Genomic DNA, 16,314 nt, shown 5'->3' on the forward strand with positions numbered 1-16,314 from the left:
TCGCCCGCTCACGAGTCTTCCCCTCTGGTGACCACGGCGGTGTAGGCCGGCACGGTCGCCAGCAGCTCCCGGTGCGTCCCCTGGGCGTGCACGACGCCGCCCTCGACGTAGATCACATGGTCGGTGCGGTCGAGCACCAGCGGGCTGGTCGTGCAGACCAGCGTGGTCTTGCCCGCCCGGGCCTTGGCCAGCCGGTCGGCGATGCGCGCCTCGCTGTGGGCGTCGACCGCGCTGGTGGGCTCGATGAGGATGAGCACCTCCGGGTCGGCCGTCAGCGCCCTGGCCAGGCGGAGCCGCTGCTGCTGGCCGCCGGAGAACTCCCGGCCCGACTCGGCGACGTGCCCGTCGAGGCCGTCGGGCAGCGCCTCGACGATGTCCTCGGCGCACGCGGTGTGCAGCGCGCCGGCGATGTCGGCGGCGGAGGCCCCGCCGGAGACGTCGAGCTCGTCCCTGAGCACGCCGGCGAAGAGCTTCGCGCCGTTGTCGGCGACCAGGATCCGGCGGCGGACCTCCGCGATCGGCAGGGTGTCCAGCGGCACGTCGCCGAAGTCGACGTCGCCGTCGCTGTAGCGGCCGAGCCGGTCGGCGATCGCGACGGCGTCCTCGGGCGTGGCCGCCGCGACGGCGGTGAAAACGCCGGGGCGGACCGCGACCCCGGAGGCCACGTCGCGCAGCAGGCCCCCGCCCGAGTGGCCGGTGCCGCCGTCCACCTCCGGCTCCAGGTTGAGGATCCGCACCACCCGGCGGGCCGCGACGTGTCCCTTGGTCAGCTTGTCGGCCGCCTCGGTGAGCGCCCGCATGGGGGCGATCAGGAAGACCGCGTAGCCGTAGAAGGCGACGAGCTGGCCGGCGGTGATCTTGTCCTCGATCGCGAAGGTCGCGCCCAGCCAGGTGACCCCGGCGATGAGCAGGCCGGGCAGCAGGATCTGCGCGCCCTCCAGGGTGGACTCGACCGCGGCCACCCGCACGCCCGCGTGCCGTACCCGCTGCGACTCCTCGGCGTAGCGGTCGGCGAAGACCTGCTCGCCGCCGATGCCGCGCAGCACCCGCAGGCCGGCGACGATGTCGGCGGCGCGGGTGGACAGGTCGCCCTGGAGGTCGCGGTGGGCGTGCTGGCGCCGGTGCAGCGGCCGGAGCAGGGGGACGACGGCGACGGCCATGACCGGCACTCCGATGAGCACGGTCAGGCCGAGCGGCAGCGAGGCCCTGATCAGGATGACGGTCACCGCGACGATGGCGACGATCGCGCCGGTGCCCCTGAGCAGGATGTCCATCGCGCCGCCGATGTGGGCGATGTCGGAGTTGCCGACGCTGACCACCTCGCCGGTGGACATGCGCTTGGGCAGGGTCGCGCCCAGCCGGGTCGACTGCCTGACGGTGACCTGGACGGTCCGGTAGGCGGCGCACAGCCAGTTGTAGACGGCCATCCGGTGCCGGAGGATGCCGGCGGCCGCCTGCACGATCCCCAGGCCGAGCAGCACGGCACCCCAGGTGACGAGGGCCGGCGTGTCCTTGGCCCTGATGGCGTCGATGCCCTCGCCCATCGCGGCCGGCACCAGCGCCATCGCCAGCCACCACAGGGTGGCGTAGCCGATGCCGAGGAACAGGGAACCCGCCTGCATGCGGGCGATCCAGTACAGGTATCGGACCGGGCTGCGGGCGTCAGGGATGCCGGGGTCGGCGACAGGTAGGGAGCGCATAGCGAGTCCAGGCTGACAAACTCCCTCCTCGCCAGGCAAACCATTTTCTGACCTCCGGCGGCGTCAAGCAGAGTTGACAGCCATTCGATGTCAACCTAAATTGACAGGCATGAGCGATACGGCGCAGCTGGCATCCGACGCCGGCAGCCGCGATCCGGCCGTCGGCCTGCGGGCCGTGCGGGCGCTGCGGATGCTGGTCGACCGGCTGGAGGCCCTTCAGGTGGAGAACGCCAGGCAGCAGGGCTGGTCCTGGCAGGAGATCGCCAACTGCCTGGAGGTCACCCGGCAGGCGGTGCACAAGAAGTACGCAGGGGGCCGCGGCCTGTTGAGGCGGGAGAAATAGGCATGTTCGAACGGTTCACACACGAAGCCCGGCAGGTCGTGACGCTCGCACAGGTGAACGCCCGGCGGCTTCACCACAGCCGGATCGGCACCGAGCATCTCCTGCTCGGCCTGTGCGAGCAGCCGGCCACTTTGTCGGCACGCCTTCTGGCCCGGCACGGGCTCGACCACGCGGAGGCGTCCGCCGCGGTGGTCCGCCTCATCGGCCCCGCACCGACCGAGGAGCTGGACAGAGACGCCCTGGAGACGATCGGCATCGACCTCGACGCGATCCGGGAGAAGGTCGAAGCGGCCTTCGGCCCCGGCGCCCTCGACCGGGAACCGGAGCGAGACCACCGTGGCCGCCTCCGCAGCGGCCGTCACATCCCGTTCTCCCCCGGTGCGAAGAAAACCCTGGAGCTCTCCCTCCGGGAGGCTCTCGCCCTCAAGCACAGGCACATCGGCGACGGCCACATCCTCCTGGGCCTGCTCCGGGGAGGCGACGGCCTGGCCCGCCGCGTCCTCGACGAGGCACTCGTCGACACCGGGACGCTGCGCCGGGAGATCGTCGAGAACATCGGCCCCCACCGAGCCGCCGGTTAGAACCCGCTCGGCGAGCCCTCCATCGGCGACCACCGGGGACAGAGACGATGACGGGTACCAGGGACACGGAGAGAGACGGGCTGCTGGAAACAGAAAGAGAGAAGTGGGCCAGGGGCCACCCGGTTGACCCCTGGCTCCTCGGCAGGCGTGGCGACGCCGTCCCTCCAGATCCCACGCCACCACGCCCGTTCCACCGGGCTCCGCCGGACAGCAACGCCGTCCAGATCACCCGAGCCTCTTTGAGAGGCCACCGTGGTGTCTCGTCCATCTGCCGGTTGCCGTCAAGCTGAACGGTCCGCCGCGGGAACGCCCGGCCGCCGCCCTCGCACAGTTCCTAGACCGTGGCTCGGCACGCGCATGTCCACGCCACCGGCCGCATCCGCTCCAGCGCCCGATACGGCCTGCGCCAATCCAGTCGCACATGATCCGCTGCGCCATGGCCACATGTGGGCTCACGCGTTCTTCCCGGTACAGGCCGTTCGCCGCCAGGAAGGAGGCCCGCACCGACAACGGCCAGGTGCGTAGGCCATGTCATGGTTTGTTCGCGGCTCCGGTGGACCTGCTCGGTCGGTGGTGGGGTGGTGGGCCATGATCTCCGACCGAGGAGTGGGACCGCGTGGCCGTGTGCAACGGATGAGCCGGGGCGGGCGCTGTAAGATCTCGATCTTTGGCCCGCGTCAGCGGGCGCTTTGGCCTGTTTATTCGGCATCATTGATGCACTACCAAGGAGACCACTCTTGCGTTTTCGCGTTACAGGGGGCGCACTGGCCGTTGCCGCCATCGCCCTGACGGTCGGCTGTGGCGATGGTCAGGACAGTGCCGGTGGCGATGTCCGCACCGGGTTTCCGGAATCTCCGAAAGAGTCCTATGCGATGGTCATGGAAGGCTTGTTCAGCAGGAAGCCGCAGCAGGTCTGCGAATTGATGTCGGCCGAGGCCTCCGCCGAATTCACCCGCGAGATGCGGCGGTGGAAGGACGCGTGGGGCGACACCTGCGAACAGGTCGTGGTCTCGTTCGCCGACAAGCGGACCGCGCCTCCGCCGAAGGAGTGGGGAATCACTATGTACGGAGAGATCGAGTTTCCCGCGGAGGACGTCGCCACGCTGCCGGCCTGTCCACAGGACGCGAGCGGGAATTACCTCGGCAACTTCGCCAAGGCCTCCTGGAAGAAGTACGACAGCGGCTGGGTGATCACTGAGTTCGACATAAGCACCGGCTGTGGAGGCTGAGGACACCGGAACCGCTGCCTGACGTCGGCCCGTCCAGGGCCGGCCTCGACTTCTCGTGACGGTCCGCCGGATGTCTCGGCGGGCCGTTTCGGCTGCTCGGGCCGGTTACCACCTGACCTGCGATGACCGGCTGACAGTCATCTTGAGCCGTGTTTCTGGCTCTGGGTGCGGCTCTTCCGCGGTGAGCCGACAGAGGCGGGAAGGCTGACGGAGAAGCTCACCGCTCCCGCCTCACGGGTGGGCTGGAAACGGCCGACCCGGCGCAGCCCGCCGTCGGCGGCGCCATTTGGGACCACTCGCCGGACCAGTCCCGCTCCCGGGTCCGGCCTGACCGGTAGGACCGACCGGTAGGACCGGGCGGGAGGGCCACACCACGACGCCCGTGCCCGGACACGGAAACGCGGGCCGTACCGGAGGAGGATCCGGTACGGCCCGCGGCGCGGTTCACCCGACCTACTTGGAGGCCCTGAGGTAGTCCCGGTTCATCTGGGCGATGGTGTCCAGCGGGATGCCCTTGGGGCAGACCGCGGTGCACTCGCCGGTGTTGGTGCAGCCGCCGAAGCCCTCGGCGTCCATCTGCTCGACCATGGCCTTGGCGCGGGAGTCGCGCTCGGGCTGGCCCTGCGGGAGGAGGCTGAGGTGAGTGATCTTGGCCGCGGTGAAGAGGGAGGCCGAGCCGTTCGGGCAGGCGGCGACGCACGCGCCGCAGCCGATGCAGGTGGCCGCGTCGAACGCCGCGTCGGCGTCGACCTTCTTGACCGGGACGCTGTGCGCGTCGGGGGCGGACCCGGCGGGAACGGAGACGAAGCCGCCCGCCTGGATGATCCGGTCGAACGCCGAGCGGTCCACGACCAGGTCCTTCACCACCGGGAAGGGCGCGGCGCGCCACGGCTCGATGGTGATGACCGCGTTGTCCTCGAAGTGCCGCATGTGGAGCTGGCAGGTGGTGGTGGCCACCTGCTCGCCGTGCGCGACGCCGTTGATGACCATGCCGCACATGCCGCAGATGCCCTCGCGGCAGTCGTGGTCGAAGGCCACCGGGTCGTCGCCCTCCAGGATGAGACGCTCGTTGAGCACGTCGAGCATCTCCAGGAAGGACATGTCGGGAGACACGTCCTCGACGCGGTAGGTGACCATGCGGCCCTTGTCCTCGGGGCCCTTCTGGCGCCAGACCTTGAGAGTGAGGTTCACTTGTAACTCCGCTGGCTCATCTTGACGTACTCGTAGTCGAGGTCTTCCTTGTGCAGGACCGGGCCCTGCTCGCCGTACTCCCAGGCCGCGACGTAGGCGAAGTTCTCGTCGTCGCGCAGGGCCTCGCCGTCGGCGTCCTGCGACTCGGCGCGGAAGTGGCCGCCGCACGACTCGGTGCGGTGCAGCGCGTCGATGCACATGAGCTCGGCCAGGTCGAAGAAGTCGGCCACCCGGCCGGCCCGCTCCAGTGCCTGGTTGAGCTCGTCGGCCTCGCCGGAGACCTTCACGTTCTTCCAGAACTCCTCGCGGAGCTCGGGGATCCGCTCCAGCGCCTTGCGCAGCGACTCCTCGGTCCGCTCCATGCCGCAGTAGTCCCACATGAGCTTGCCCAGCTCACGGTGGTAGGAGTCGGCGGTGCGGCTGCCGTTGTTCGACAGCAGCTTGTTGATCTTCTCGCGGACCGCGATCTCGGCCTCGGCCACGGCCTCCTCGTCGACCTCTCCGTAGGGGCCGTTGGCGAGGTAGTCGCCGATCGTGGTCGGCAGCACGAAGTAGCCGTCGGCCAGGCCCTGCATCAGCGCGGAGGCGCCGAGGCGGTTGGCGCCGTGGTCGGAGAAGTTGGCCTCGCCGATCACGAACAGGCCGGGGATCGTGGACTGCAGGTCGTAGTCGACCCACAGGCCGCCCATCGTGTAGTGCACGGCGGGGTAGATGCGCATCGGCTGGGTGTAGGGGTCCTCGCCGGTGATGCGCTCGTACATCTCGAAGAGGTTGCCGTACTTCTTCTCCACCGCGTCGCGGCCGAGCCGCCTGATCGCGTCGGCGAAGTCGAGGTAGACGCCCAGGCCGCCGGGGCCGACGCCGCGACCCTCGTCGCAGACGTTCTTGGCCGCGCGGGAGGCGATGTCACGCGGGACCAGGTTGCCGAACGCCGGGTAGATGCGCTCCAGGTAGTAGTCGCGCTCCTCCTCGGGGATCTGCGAGACGGGCCGGTCGTCGCCCGCCTTGAGCGGCACCCACACGCGGCCGTCGTTGCGCAGCGACTCCGACATCAGGGTCAGCTTGGACTGGTAGTCGCCGCTGACCGGGATGCAGGTCGGGTGGATCTGCGTGTAGCAGGGGTTGGCGAACATCGCGCCGCGCCGGTGCGCCCGCCAGATCGCCGTGGTGTTGCAGCCCTTGGCGTTGGTGGACAGGAAGAACACGTTGCCGTAGCCGCCGCTGGCCAGCACGACCGCGTCGGCGACGTGCCGCTCGATCTCGCCGGTGACCATGTCGCGGACGATGACGCCGCGCGCCCGGCCGTCGGAGACGATCAGGTCGAGCATCTCGTGGCGGGTGTGCATCTCCACGGTCCCGGCCGCGATCTGCCGCTCCAGCGCCTGGTAGGCGCCCAGCAGCAGCTGCTGGCCCGTCTGGCCGCGGGCGTAGAAGGTCCGGGAGACCTGCGCGCCGCCGAAGGAGCGGGTGTCGAGCAGGCCGCCGTACTCGCGGGCGAACGGCACGCCCTGGGCCACGGCCTGGTCGATGATGTTCACGCTGACCTGGGCGAGCCGGTAGACGTTGGACTCGCGGGCGCGGAAGTCGCCGCCCTTGACGGTGTCGTAGAACAGCCGGTAGATCGAGTCGCCGTCGCCGCGGTAGTTCTTGGCCGCGTTGATGCCGCCCTGGGCCGCGATGGAGTGCGCGCGCCGGGGCGAGTCCTGGTAGCAGAACGACTTGACGTTGTAGCCCAGCTCGCCGAGGGTCGCGGCGGCCGAGCCGCCCGCGAGACCGGTGCCGATGACGATGACGTTGAGCTTGCGCTTGTTGGCCGGGTTGACCAGCTTGGCGCTGAACTTCCGCTTCTCCCAGCGGTCCTCGATCGGACCCTCGGGAGCCTTGGTGTCGCGGATCGGCTCGCCTTCGGTGTATTTCAGGGTCGTCATCGTCCGATCACCGTTCCTCGTTCGCTACGCGGATGGCCTGCTCCACGGCGTCCGTCGCCGCGCTCACTGCGTCGGGTCCACTCACTTGACCACTCCGGCCATGACCGCGATGGGGACCGCGAGGAAACCGAGGACCAGCACCGCGGAGATCGCGGCGGCCACGCCCTTGAGCGGGCGGTAGCTGCGGCCGCTCGCCAGCCCGAGCGTCTGGAACGCGCTCCACAGGCCGTGCCTCAGGTGCAGGCCGACCATGACGACCGCGAGCACGTAGAAGATCGTGACCCACCAGCGCGAGGGGTCGAAGCCCTGCACCAGCTTCTCGTACGGCGTGCCGTCCCAGCCGGCCGGGTTGACCGTGCCGAAGGTCAGGTCCAGCAGGTGCCAGATGACGAACAGGACGATGACGACGCCGCCGTAGCGCATAGTGTGCACGGCGTAGCCGCCCGCCTGGGACTTGCGCTTGGCCGCGTACTTGACCGGGCGGGCCTTGCTCGCCCGGCGGGCCAGGGAGATCGCCGACCACATGTGCAGGCCGACCGCCACGGCCAGCACGACCTCGACGACGGTCAGCAGGACGCGCCTGGGGACGATCGGCTCGCCCATGGTCCGCAGGAACTCGGCGTAGGCGTTGAAGGACTCGGCGCCGAAGAAACTCTTGAGGTTCCCGGCCATGTGGCCGATGAGGAAGAGCACCAGGATGGCGCCCGTGACGGCCATCACCGCCTTTTTCCCGTTGGAGGTGCCCAGCAGCCCGCCGGGCCTGTCGGGCTTCGCGTTCTTCGCGGCGGCTTCCGCGGGGGGGTTGACCCGCGCGGTGGCGGATCCGCGCTCAATCGTGGCAGTCACGCACGTGACGCTAGGAAACGCGCTTTACCCCCGTCCAAGTCATCGTGGATGTGGTTTCCATAGCCTGTGGCTATTACCTCTGCGTCCGGGGAGTTTACCCGGGCGGGTCCCGCGGGCCGGTGCGAGCAATCTCACATCTTCCCCGGTGCCGGGGGGCGCCCCGGATCCGGCACCGCCCCCTCCGTACGCTAGGGAAGCGTGCAGCTTCAGCAACTGGCCTATTTCGTGGCGGTCGCCGAGGCCCGGCACTTCACTCAGGCCGCCGAACGGATGCGCGTCGCCCAGCCGTCGCTCAGCAAGCAGGTCAAGGCCCTGGAGGCCGAGCTCGGCGCGCCGCTGTTCAGCCGTGCCAGGGGGAACGTCACCCTCACCCCGGCCGGGGAGGCCCTGCTGCCGCTGGCGCGCCGGATGCTGGCCGACGCCGAGACCGCGCGGCGTGAGGTCGGCGAGCTGGCCGGGCTGCGCCGCGGCCGGGTGCGGCTGGGCGCCACGCCCTCCCTCTGCGCCGGGCTGATGGCCGACGCGCTGGCCAGGTTCCACCACGCCTACCCCGGCATCGAGCTGCTCGTCGAGGAGGGCGGCTCACGCGACCTGGTCCGCACCCTCGCCCGCGGCCAGCTCGACCTGGCACTGATCATCCTGCCCCTGCAGAGCGACGACCCCGCCCTGGTCACCGAGGAGATCCTGCGGGAGAACCTGGTCGTCGTCTCCCCCTCCGCCGCGCCCGCGCACAGGCCGTACATGCGGATAGAGGAGCTGCGCGGGCAGCCGATGGTGATGTTCCGGCGCGGCTACGACCTGCGGGAGGCCACCCTCGGCGCCTGCCGTCATGCCGGGTTCGAGCCGAGGCTGGCGGTCGAGGGCGGCGAGATGGACGCCGTGCTCCGTTTCGTGGAGGCCGGACTGGGCATCGCCCTGGTCCCCTCGATGGTCCTGGACGGCCGCCCCGGTCTGAGCGGGACGCCGCTGGCGCCTCCCGGGCTCCGCCGCACCATCGCCATCGCCCACCGCAAGGACGTCGAGCCCACCCGCGCCGCCCAGGCCTTCCGCGCGACCCTGCTGTTCTATCTCGCCGAGGCCGCCCACGACGGCAGCCTCCCCGAAGGTGTGGAATTGATCACCACGGCTTGAGCGACCCATTTCCCGGATGACACACCGGAGAAGGCGCGGGCCGTACAAGATGGTCAAGGTCCGCGGGCGACTGCGCCACGGCGGGGAGCGGCGAGCTGTCCGCTCCGGGCCCGACCACCGCCGCAGCCGGGAGCCTGGGACAAGACTGATCGCTGTCCCATAAGTCCTGGTGTCACACTATTCTGCATAGCGTTAATAGGTGCTCCCCGATCCCGCAAAGAGGCGTCAGTGACCGCCCCTCCCCCTGACACGCTCACGATCCTCCTCATCGAGGACGACGCGGGCGATGCCTTCCTCGTGGAGGAGCTGCTCGGCGAGGCGGACAACCCGCCGAAGATCATCTGGGTGCGCAGTCTGGCGGAGAGCCGCGTACGGCTGACCGAGGACGTCCAGTGCGTGCTCGTGGACCTCTCGCTCCCGGACGCGACCGGCCTCGAAGCGCTGGAGCAGGTGCTGTCCATGGCGCCGCACGCCGCCGTCCTCGTGCTGACCGGGCTGAACGACACCCACGTGGGCACCGAGGCCGTGGCGGCCGGTGCCCAGGACTTCCTGGTCAAGCAGGACGTGGAGGCCCGGCTGCTGGCGCGGGCGATCCGCTACGCGATGGAACGCAAGCGCGCCGACCTGGCCCAGCGCAGGCTGGTCGAGGTCGAGCTGCTCACCAAGGAGAACTCCCGCCTCGAACGCGGGCTGCTGCCGGTGCCGCTGCTGGAGACCGAACATCTGGAGCACCAGGCCCGCTACCTGCCGGGCCGCAGACGGGCCCTGCTCGCCGGCGACTTCTGGGACACCGTGCAGAGCCCCGACGGCGCCGTGCACGTGGTGGTCGGCGACGTGTGCGGGCACGGCCCGGACGAGGCCGCGCTGGGGGTCGCGCTCCGGATCGCCTGGCGGACCCTGGTCCTGGCCGGGCACACCGGCAACGATCTGCTGCGCACCCTCGACTCGGTGCTCCGCCTCGAACGCAAGTCCGCGGAGATCTTCACGACGCTGTGCATCGTCACGATCGACCCCGCGCTCAGCACCGCGCGCATGCACGTGGTCGGCCATCCGCCGCCCCTGCTGATCCGCGAGGGCACGGTCGGCGTGGTGCCGGGCACCCCCTCGGGGCCGCCGCTCGGGATCTTCCAGGGCGTGGACTGGACGGAGATCGAGGTGCCGCTGGGCCGTGACTGGTCCCTGCTGCTCTACACCGACGGCCTGATCGAGGCCACCGTCGGCGGCGGGCCCGACCTGCTCGGCACCGAGGGTCTGCTCCGCCTGGTCCACGAGCAGGGCGGGATCCACCTCGACCGGCTCATCGACCGGGTGACCGAGCTCAACCAGGACGCGCTCAGCGACGACCTGGCGACCGTGCTCATCTCACGGAACGGGCGGGGATGAGCGACCGCCCCCGCCCCCGTCCCCTGCCGGCCGCCGCGCCGGCGACGGGCTTCGGGAAGCTGCGCGTGGGGCAGTGGTTCCTGCTCACGGGGGTGTCCGTCACACTGATCTTCACCATCGCCGGCGCCTTCACCATCTCCTCGATCGAGAAGACCCGCCAGGCCAGGGTGGCCGTGGTGGACGTCGTCGACCCCGCGGCGCTGCGCATACTGGAGATCTCCAACGCGCTGACCTCGCAGGAGAGCTCGGTGCGGGCCTACGGCAGGACCAACGAGGAGTCGTCCCTCCAGGACTACCGCCGGTCGGTCACCGCGGAGGCCGACGCGCTGGCCGCGCTCGACCTCCTGCTGCCCCGGATGCCGGAGCGGCAGGCGGTCGGCGCCGAGGTCGCCCGGCTGAAGGCGGCCGGAGACGCCTGGCGGCGCGACTACGCCGACAGGCTCATCGCCTCCGTGCCGACGCTGGGGACCGAGGCCAGCAACCGGCAGAACGCGCCCGTCAACGCCGCGCGGTTCACCGAGATCCGCCGCTCGCTCACCGCGCTCCAGGACCACCTGAACCGGCTGCACGCCGAGGGCAGCGCCCGGCTGGAAGAGGGCTGGCAGGCTCTCTACGTCGCGCTCATCGGGGTGGCCGGCGTGCTGGTCCTGGCCGCGATCGGCTTCACGCTCATCGTCCGGTACGCCGTGCTGCGCCCGACGGCGGAGCTGACCGGCCAGGTCCGCGCCGTCGCCCAGGGAGACTTCGACCACAAGCTCAGGGTCGAGCGCCCCTCCGAGCTGGCCGAGCTCTCCAGCCACGTGGACGCCATGCGCCGCCGCATCCTCGCCGAGTGGCGGCGGGCCTCCGAGGCGCAGGGCAAGCTGGAGGAGCAGGCGGCGGAGCTGCGGCGCTCCAACGGCGAGCTGGAGCAGTTCGCCTACGTGGCCAGCCACGACCTGCAGGAACCGCTGCGCAAGGTCGCCAGCTTCACCCAGATGCTCGACCAGCGCTACGGCGACCAGCTCGACGAGCGGGCCAAACAGTACATCGCCTTCGCGGTGGACGGCGCCAAGCGCATGCAGCTGCTGATCAACGACCTGCTCGACTTCTCCCGGGTCGGCCGGCTCGGCGGCGAGCGGACCACGACCGACTCCGGCGCGGCCCTGCGGGCCGCCCTGAACAACCTCTCGGCCACGATCGAGGAGACCGAGGCCACGGTCACCTCCGACGACCTGCCCGAGGTGCACGGCAACCGGGTCCAGCTCGCCCAGCTCTTCCAGAACCTCGTCGGCAACGCGCTGAAGTTCCGCTCCCAGGAGTCCCCGCGCATCCACATCGGCGTACGGCGCGACGGGGACATGTGGGAGTTCTCCTGCGCGGACAACGGGATAGGCATCGAGAGCAAATACACTGACAGGATCTTCCTGATCTTCCAGCGCCTGCACGGCCGCGACGCCTACGCGGGCACCGGCATCGGGCTGGCGCTGTGCAAGAAGATCGTCGAATACCACGGTGGCCGGATCTGGGTGGACGGCGAGGAGACCGACAGACCCGGGACGACCTTCCGCTGGACTCTTCCCTCTGGAGATGTGGATGAATGACCTGCGCTGGATCGACGTGCTCCTGGTCGAGGACGATCCGGGCGACGTCCTGCTGACCCGGGAGGCGTTCGAGCTCAACAAGGTCCGCAACAAGCTGCACGTCGTCAACGACGGCGAGCAGGCCATGGCCTTCCTGCGCAAGGAGGGCGAGTACGCCGACATGCCCCGGCCGGACCTGATCCTGCTGGACCTCAACCTGCCCCGCAAGGACGGCCGGGAGGTGCTCCAGGACATCAAGGCCGACGAGAAGCTCCGCAGGATCCCCGTGGTGGTGCTGACCACCTCGGAGTCCGAGGAGGACATCCTGCGCAGCTACAACCTGCACGCCAACGCCTACGTCTCCAAGCCGGTCGACTTCGACCAGTTCATCAACGTGGTCCGGCGGATCGACGACTTCTTCGTCACCGTCGTCAAGCTGCCCAGCTCCGACCAGCACTACTGACCGGCGTCCCACCCCGCCGTGGGCCGGGCTGACCGGGGATCTCCCTGGAGTCCCGTTCAGCCCGAGTTCCTGACAGGTCGATGACCTCTCCCTGACCAACGTGACAGGAATCACATCCGGTCAGTGAAAATGTGAGTGACCCTTCTCACATAATCCCCGGGCTCCGTCGTAACGTATCCCCACCAATAACGCGCGCGCACGTGTGAGCCGGCGCGACCATGGCCCAGCGCGCGGCACAACTGAAACGACCCGGACCCCCCGGTGAGTAGGGTCCGCGGGAGGTGGAGAGGTCTCCGATGACCCAGACAACGGCCGACAGCCCGGCCAGAAGGCAGCGTGCGCAGATCAAGGAGCGCACTCTGCGTACCGATCCGTGGTGGCGCTATCCACTGATCACTTTCATCATCTTCACGGCGTTCCTCGTCTACGCGACGTGGGCGATCTTCGACGCGGACTTCTTCGTGTCCCCGTACCATGCCCCGTTCGCCTCCCCGTGTCTGGCGGAGGCGAGCTGCCCGCCGGAGTCGCGGCTGTTCGGCTTCGCGCCCTTCGGTGACTGGTACACCCTGCCGCCGGGCCTGCTGATCCTGGGGCTGCCCGCCGGCTTCCGCTTCACCTGCTACTACTACCGCAAGGCCTACTACCGGGGCTTCTGGCTGTCGCCCCCGGCCTGCGCGGTCAACGAGCCGCACGGCAAATACACCGGCGAGTCCCGCTTCCCGCTGATCCTGCAGAACATCCACCGCTACTTCTTCTACGCGGCGATCGTGGTCGGCCTGATCCTCGCCATCGACGCGGTGAAGGCCCTCATCGGCAAGCCGGCGGGGCTCGGGACGTGGATCCTCATCGTCAACGCCGTACTGATCAACCTGTACACGCTGTCGTGCCACTCCTGCCGCCACATCACGGCCGGGCGCCTGAACCACTTCTCCAAGCACCCCGTCCGCTACAAGGCGTGGGGCTTCGTCTCCAAGCTCAACGCCAAGCACCAGGAACTGGCGCTGATCTCGATGTTCTCGGTCATGGGCGCCGACCTCTACGTCCGGCTGGTCGCCAAGGGCATCATCAACTTCCCGTTCGCATAAGGATCAGCTGTGGAAATCGAGCGTCACGAATACGACGTCGTCGTCATCGGCGCCGGCGGAGCAGGACTGCGGGCGGCCATCGAGGCCCGCCAGCAGGGCAAGCGGACGGCGATCGTCTGCAAGTCGCTGTTCGGCAAGGCGCACACCGTCATGGCCGAGGGCGGCGCGGCCGCCGCCATGGGCAACGTCAACAGCGCCGACAACTGGATGGTGCACTTCCGCGACACCATGCGCGGCGGCAAGTTCCTCAACAACTGGCGGATGGCCGAGCTGCACGCCAAGGAGGCCCCTGACCGGGTCTGGGAGCTGGAGGCATGGGGCGCGCTGTTCGACCGCACCAAGGACGGCAAGATCAGCCAGCGTAACTTCGGCGGGCACGAATACCCCCGGCTGGCCCACGTCGGCGACCGTACCGGCCTGGAGCTGATCCGCACCCTGCAGCAGCGGGTGGTCGCGCTCCAGCAGGAGGACGAGAAGCTGCACGGCGACGCCGAGGCCTACATCAAGGTCTTCCAGGAGTGCACGGTGACCCGCCTGCTCAAGGACGGGGACGCGATCTCCGGCGCCTTCGGCTACTGGCGGGAGAACGGCAGGCTCATCCTGTTCGACGCCCCCGCGGTCGTGCTGGCCACCGGCGGCATCGGCAAGTCCTACGTGGTGACCTCCAACTCCTGGGAGTACACCGGGGACGGCCACGCGCTGGCGCTGCTGGCCGGGGCGAAGCTGATCAACATGGAGTTCATCCAGTTCCATCCCACCGGGATGGTCTGGCCGCCGTCGGTCCGCGGCATCCTCGTCACCGAGTCCGTCCGCGGCGACGGCGGGGTGCTGAAGAACTCCGAGGGCAAGCGCTTCATGTTCGACTACATCCCCGAGGTGTTCAAGGACAAGTACGCCACCACCGAGGAGGAGGGCGACCGCTGGTACACCGACCAGGCCAACAACCGCCGTCCGCCGGAGCTGCTCCCCCGTGACGAGGTGGCGCGGGCCATCAACTCCGAGGTGAAGGCCGGCCGCGGGTCCCCGCAGGGCGGCGTCTACCTCGACGTCTCCACCCGGCTCCCGGCCGCCGAGATCATCCGGCGGCTGCCGTCGATGCACCACCAGTTCAAGGAGCTGGCCGACGTCGACATCACCAAGGAGGCCATGCAGGTCGGGCCGACCTGCCACTACATCATGGGCGGCGTCGAGGTCGACGCCGACACCGGCGCGGCGGACGTCCCCGGCCTGTTCGCGGCGGGCGAGGTCTCCGGCGGCATGCACGGCTCCAACCGGCTCGGCGGCAACTCGCTGTCGGACCTGCTGGTGTTCGGCCGCCGCGCGGGCGCCGGGGCGGCCTCGTACGTGGACGGGCTCGCCGCCCGGCCGAAGATCTCCCAGGACTCGGTGGACGCCGCGAAGGCGGAGGCGCTCGCCCCGCTGGAGCGCGGGGGCGAGAACCCCTACGAGGTCCACCAGGAGCTGCAGCGGACGATGAACGAGCTGGTCGGCATCATCCGCAAGGCCGAGGAGGTCACCGAGGCGCTGGAGGCGGTGGGCAAGCTCAAGGAGCGGGCCCAGGGGGTCGGGGCGCCCGGCAGCCGGATCTACAACCCGGGCTGGCACCTCTCCCTCGACCTGCGCAACATGCTCCTGGTCTCCGAGTGCGTGGCCAAGGCGGCCCTGATCCGCCAGGAGAGCCGCGGCGGCCACACCCGCGACGACTTCCCCGGCATGTCGGCCGAGTGGCGCCGCAAGCTCCTGGTGTGCGGCCTGTCCCCCGACGGCTCCGGCGTGACCGTCGAGGAGAAGGTCCAGCCCTCGATGCGCGAGGACCTGATCACGCTGTTCGATCGGGACGAGCTGAAGAAGTACATCACCCAGGAAGAGCTGGCCGACTTCGACGCGTTGGTCAAGGAGTAGCCATGAGTTACAAGGCGAAGTTCCGCGTGTGGCGGGGCGAGGGCGGCGAGGGCAAGCTGGAGGACTTCACCGTCGAGGTGAACGAGGGCGAGGTCGTCCTCGACATCATCCACCGGCTCCAGGCCACCCAGGCCCCCGACCTGGCGGTCCGCTGGAACTGCAAGGCCGGCAAGTGCGGCTCCTGTTCCATGGAGATCAACGGCAAGCCCCGGCTCGGCTGCATGACCCGGATGTCCACCTTCACGGAGGACGAGACGATCACGGTGACGCCCATGCGGACGTTCCCGGTGATCAAGGACCTGGTCACGGACGTGTCGTTCAACTACCAGAAGGCCCGGGAGATCCCCTCCTTCACCCCGCCGTCGGACGTGAAGCCCGGCGAATACCGCATGCAGCAGATCGACGTCGAGCGGTCCCAGGAGTTCCGCAAGTGCATCGAGTGCTTCATGTGCAACAACGTCTGCCACGTGATCCGTGACCACGAGGAGAACAAGACCAACTTCGCCGGTCCGCGCTTCCTGATGCGGATCGCCGAGCTGGACATGCACCCCTATGACGTGACCGACCGCAAGGACGCCGCCCAGGAGGAGCACGGCCTGGGCTACTGCAACATCACCAAGTGCTGCACCGAGGTCTGCCCCGAGCACATCAAGATCACCGACAACGCGCTGATCCCGATGAAGGAGCGCGTGGTCGACCGCCGCTACGACCCGCTGGTCTGGCTGGGCAACAAGATCTTCAAGAGGTCCGGCTCGAAGAGCTGACCCTCCCCTGCGAGCCCGTCCCCTACCAGCGCCGCACCTGTCCGTCAGCGCCGGCCCGCGTCCACGCGGCCGGCGCTGTCGGACAGGGACCGGTGGATGAGGTAACCGTTGGCCCGGCCTGTCCCGGCACGTGCGCGCTCCACTCGTCACCGCCGGGATCGCGACCGTGAGGCATCTCGCGCGGCGGACGGACGACGACCTGCTCG

General features: G+C 69.5%; 14 protein-coding genes. 10 read left to right on the top strand and 4 right to left on the bottom strand.

From position 1 onward, the window contains the following. Nucleotides 1-8: 8 nt before the first annotated feature. Entirely contained in the window at nt 9-1,700 is a 1,692-nt protein-coding gene (locus ACWDS7_RS16525) for an ABC transporter transmembrane domain-containing protein (RefSeq protein WP_306864023.1), read from the bottom strand. 109 nt (nt 1,701-1,809) lie between these two features. Here ACWDS7_RS16525 and ACWDS7_RS16530 point away from each other — a divergent pair, with 109 nt between their 5' ends. The 3 genes from ACWDS7_RS16530 to ACWDS7_RS16540 all read left to right on the top strand — a co-directional run bounded on the left by ACWDS7_RS16530 (nt 1,810) and on the right by ACWDS7_RS16540 (nt 3,853). Beyond that, complete coding sequence (locus ACWDS7_RS16530) at nt 1,810-2,043, top strand: RNA polymerase subunit sigma-70 (protein ID WP_306864020.1); 234 nt, start codon at nt 1,810-1,812, stop codon at nt 2,041-2,043. A 2-nt stretch (nt 2,044-2,045) separates the two neighbouring features. Beyond that, nucleotides 2,046-2,624: a Clp protease N-terminal domain-containing protein gene (locus tag ACWDS7_RS16535; RefSeq protein ID WP_451929992.1), complete on the top strand. Its 579-nt coding sequence runs from the start codon at nt 2,046-2,048 to the stop codon at nt 2,622-2,624. A 737-nt stretch (nt 2,625-3,361) separates the two neighbouring features. After that, nucleotides 3,362-3,853, top strand: coding sequence for a hypothetical protein (locus ACWDS7_RS16540; protein ID WP_451929993.1), 492 nt, complete (start codon nt 3,362-3,364; stop codon nt 3,851-3,853). A 453-nt stretch (nt 3,854-4,306) separates the two neighbouring features. Here ACWDS7_RS16540 and ACWDS7_RS16545 read toward each other — a convergent pair whose 3' ends face one another. From ACWDS7_RS16545 to ACWDS7_RS16555, 3 genes are all read right to left on the bottom strand, one after another. Then, the gene (locus ACWDS7_RS16545; protein WP_306864014.1) at nt 4,307-5,044 is read right to left on the bottom strand and encodes a succinate dehydrogenase/fumarate reductase iron-sulfur subunit; all 738 of its coding nucleotides are present in this window, start codon (nt 5,042-5,044) and stop codon (nt 4,307-4,309) included. Further along, nucleotides 5,041-6,972 carry a fumarate reductase/succinate dehydrogenase flavoprotein subunit gene (locus ACWDS7_RS16550; protein WP_306864012.1) on the bottom strand — a complete coding sequence of 644 codons (1,932 nt, stop codon included), beginning with the start codon at nt 6,970-6,972 and terminating at the stop codon, nt 5,041-5,043. The genes ACWDS7_RS16545 and ACWDS7_RS16550 overlap by 4 nt, the downstream gene beginning before the upstream one ends. A gap of 81 nt (nt 6,973-7,053) precedes the next feature. Next, complete coding sequence (locus ACWDS7_RS16555; protein ID WP_306864009.1) at nt 7,054-7,818, bottom strand: succinate dehydrogenase cytochrome b subunit; 765 nt, start codon at nt 7,816-7,818, stop codon at nt 7,054-7,056. 198 nt (nt 7,819-8,016) lie between these two features. Here ACWDS7_RS16555 and ACWDS7_RS16560 point away from each other — a divergent pair, with 198 nt between their 5' ends. The 7 genes from ACWDS7_RS16560 (at nt 8,017) to ACWDS7_RS16590 (ending at nt 16,108) form a co-directional block, all read left to right on the top strand. Beyond that, nucleotides 8,017-8,949 (top strand): LysR family transcriptional regulator, encoded by a 933-nt coding sequence (locus ACWDS7_RS16560; protein ID WP_451929994.1) that lies wholly within the window; start codon nt 8,017-8,019, stop codon nt 8,947-8,949. Nucleotides 8,950-9,177: 228 nt separating this feature from the next. Continuing rightward, the gene (locus ACWDS7_RS16565; RefSeq protein ID WP_306864004.1) at nt 9,178-10,332 is read left to right on the top strand and encodes a PP2C family protein-serine/threonine phosphatase; all 1,155 of its coding nucleotides are present in this window, start codon (nt 9,178-9,180) and stop codon (nt 10,330-10,332) included. Continuing rightward, the gene (locus tag ACWDS7_RS16570) at nt 10,329-11,915 is read left to right on the top strand and encodes a sensor histidine kinase (protein ID WP_451929995.1); all 1,587 of its coding nucleotides are present in this window, start codon (nt 10,329-10,331) and stop codon (nt 11,913-11,915) included. The genes ACWDS7_RS16565 and ACWDS7_RS16570 overlap by 4 nt, the downstream gene beginning before the upstream one ends. Next, on the top strand, nt 11,908-12,357 hold the full coding sequence (locus ACWDS7_RS16575) for a response regulator (protein ID WP_306863999.1): 450 nt from the start codon (nt 11,908-11,910) through the stop codon (nt 12,355-12,357). Before ACWDS7_RS16570 ends, ACWDS7_RS16575 begins: the two co-directional genes overlap by 8 nt. A gap of 296 nt (nt 12,358-12,653) precedes the next feature. Further along, complete coding sequence (locus ACWDS7_RS16580; RefSeq protein ID WP_451929996.1) at nt 12,654-13,442, top strand: hypothetical protein; 789 nt, start codon at nt 12,654-12,656, stop codon at nt 13,440-13,442. 9 nt (nt 13,443-13,451) lie between these two features. After that, the gene (locus ACWDS7_RS16585) at nt 13,452-15,344 is read left to right on the top strand and encodes a fumarate reductase/succinate dehydrogenase flavoprotein subunit (protein ID WP_306863993.1); all 1,893 of its coding nucleotides are present in this window, start codon (nt 13,452-13,454) and stop codon (nt 15,342-15,344) included. Between the two features lie 2 nt (nt 15,345-15,346). Next, nucleotides 15,347-16,108: a succinate dehydrogenase/fumarate reductase iron-sulfur subunit gene (locus ACWDS7_RS16590; protein WP_306863990.1), complete on the top strand. Its 762-nt coding sequence runs from the start codon at nt 15,347-15,349 to the stop codon at nt 16,106-16,108. Nucleotides 16,109-16,314 lie beyond the last annotated feature (206 nt).

The organism is Streptosporangium sp. NPDC003464, from assembly GCF_053588315.1.

Excerpts from the sequence above, each read along its gene's own strand:
- ACWDS7_RS16525 (WP_306864023.1), bottom strand. The coding sequence starts at position 1,700 with ATGCGCTCCCTACCTGTCGCCGACCCCGGCATCCCTGACGCCCGCAGC.
- ACWDS7_RS16530 (WP_306864020.1), top strand. The coding sequence starts at position 1,810 with ATGAGCGATACGGCGCAGCTGGCATCCGACGCCGGCAGCCGCGATCCG.
- ACWDS7_RS16535 (WP_451929992.1), top strand. The coding sequence starts at position 2,046 with ATGTTCGAACGGTTCACACACGAAGCCCGGCAGGTCGTGACGCTCGCA.
- ACWDS7_RS16550 (WP_306864012.1), bottom strand. The coding sequence starts at position 6,972 with ATGACGACCCTGAAATACACCGAAGGCGAGCCGATCCGCGACACCAAG.
- ACWDS7_RS16570 (WP_451929995.1), top strand. The coding sequence starts at position 10,329 with ATGAGCGACCGCCCCCGCCCCCGTCCCCTGCCGGCCGCCGCGCCGGCG.
- ACWDS7_RS16575 (WP_306863999.1), top strand. The coding sequence starts at position 11,908 with ATGAATGACCTGCGCTGGATCGACGTGCTCCTGGTCGAGGACGATCCG.
- ACWDS7_RS16580 (WP_451929996.1), top strand. The coding sequence starts at position 12,654 with ATGACCCAGACAACGGCCGACAGCCCGGCCAGAAGGCAGCGTGCGCAG.
- ACWDS7_RS16590 (WP_306863990.1), top strand. The coding sequence starts at position 15,347 with ATGAGTTACAAGGCGAAGTTCCGCGTGTGGCGGGGCGAGGGCGGCGAG.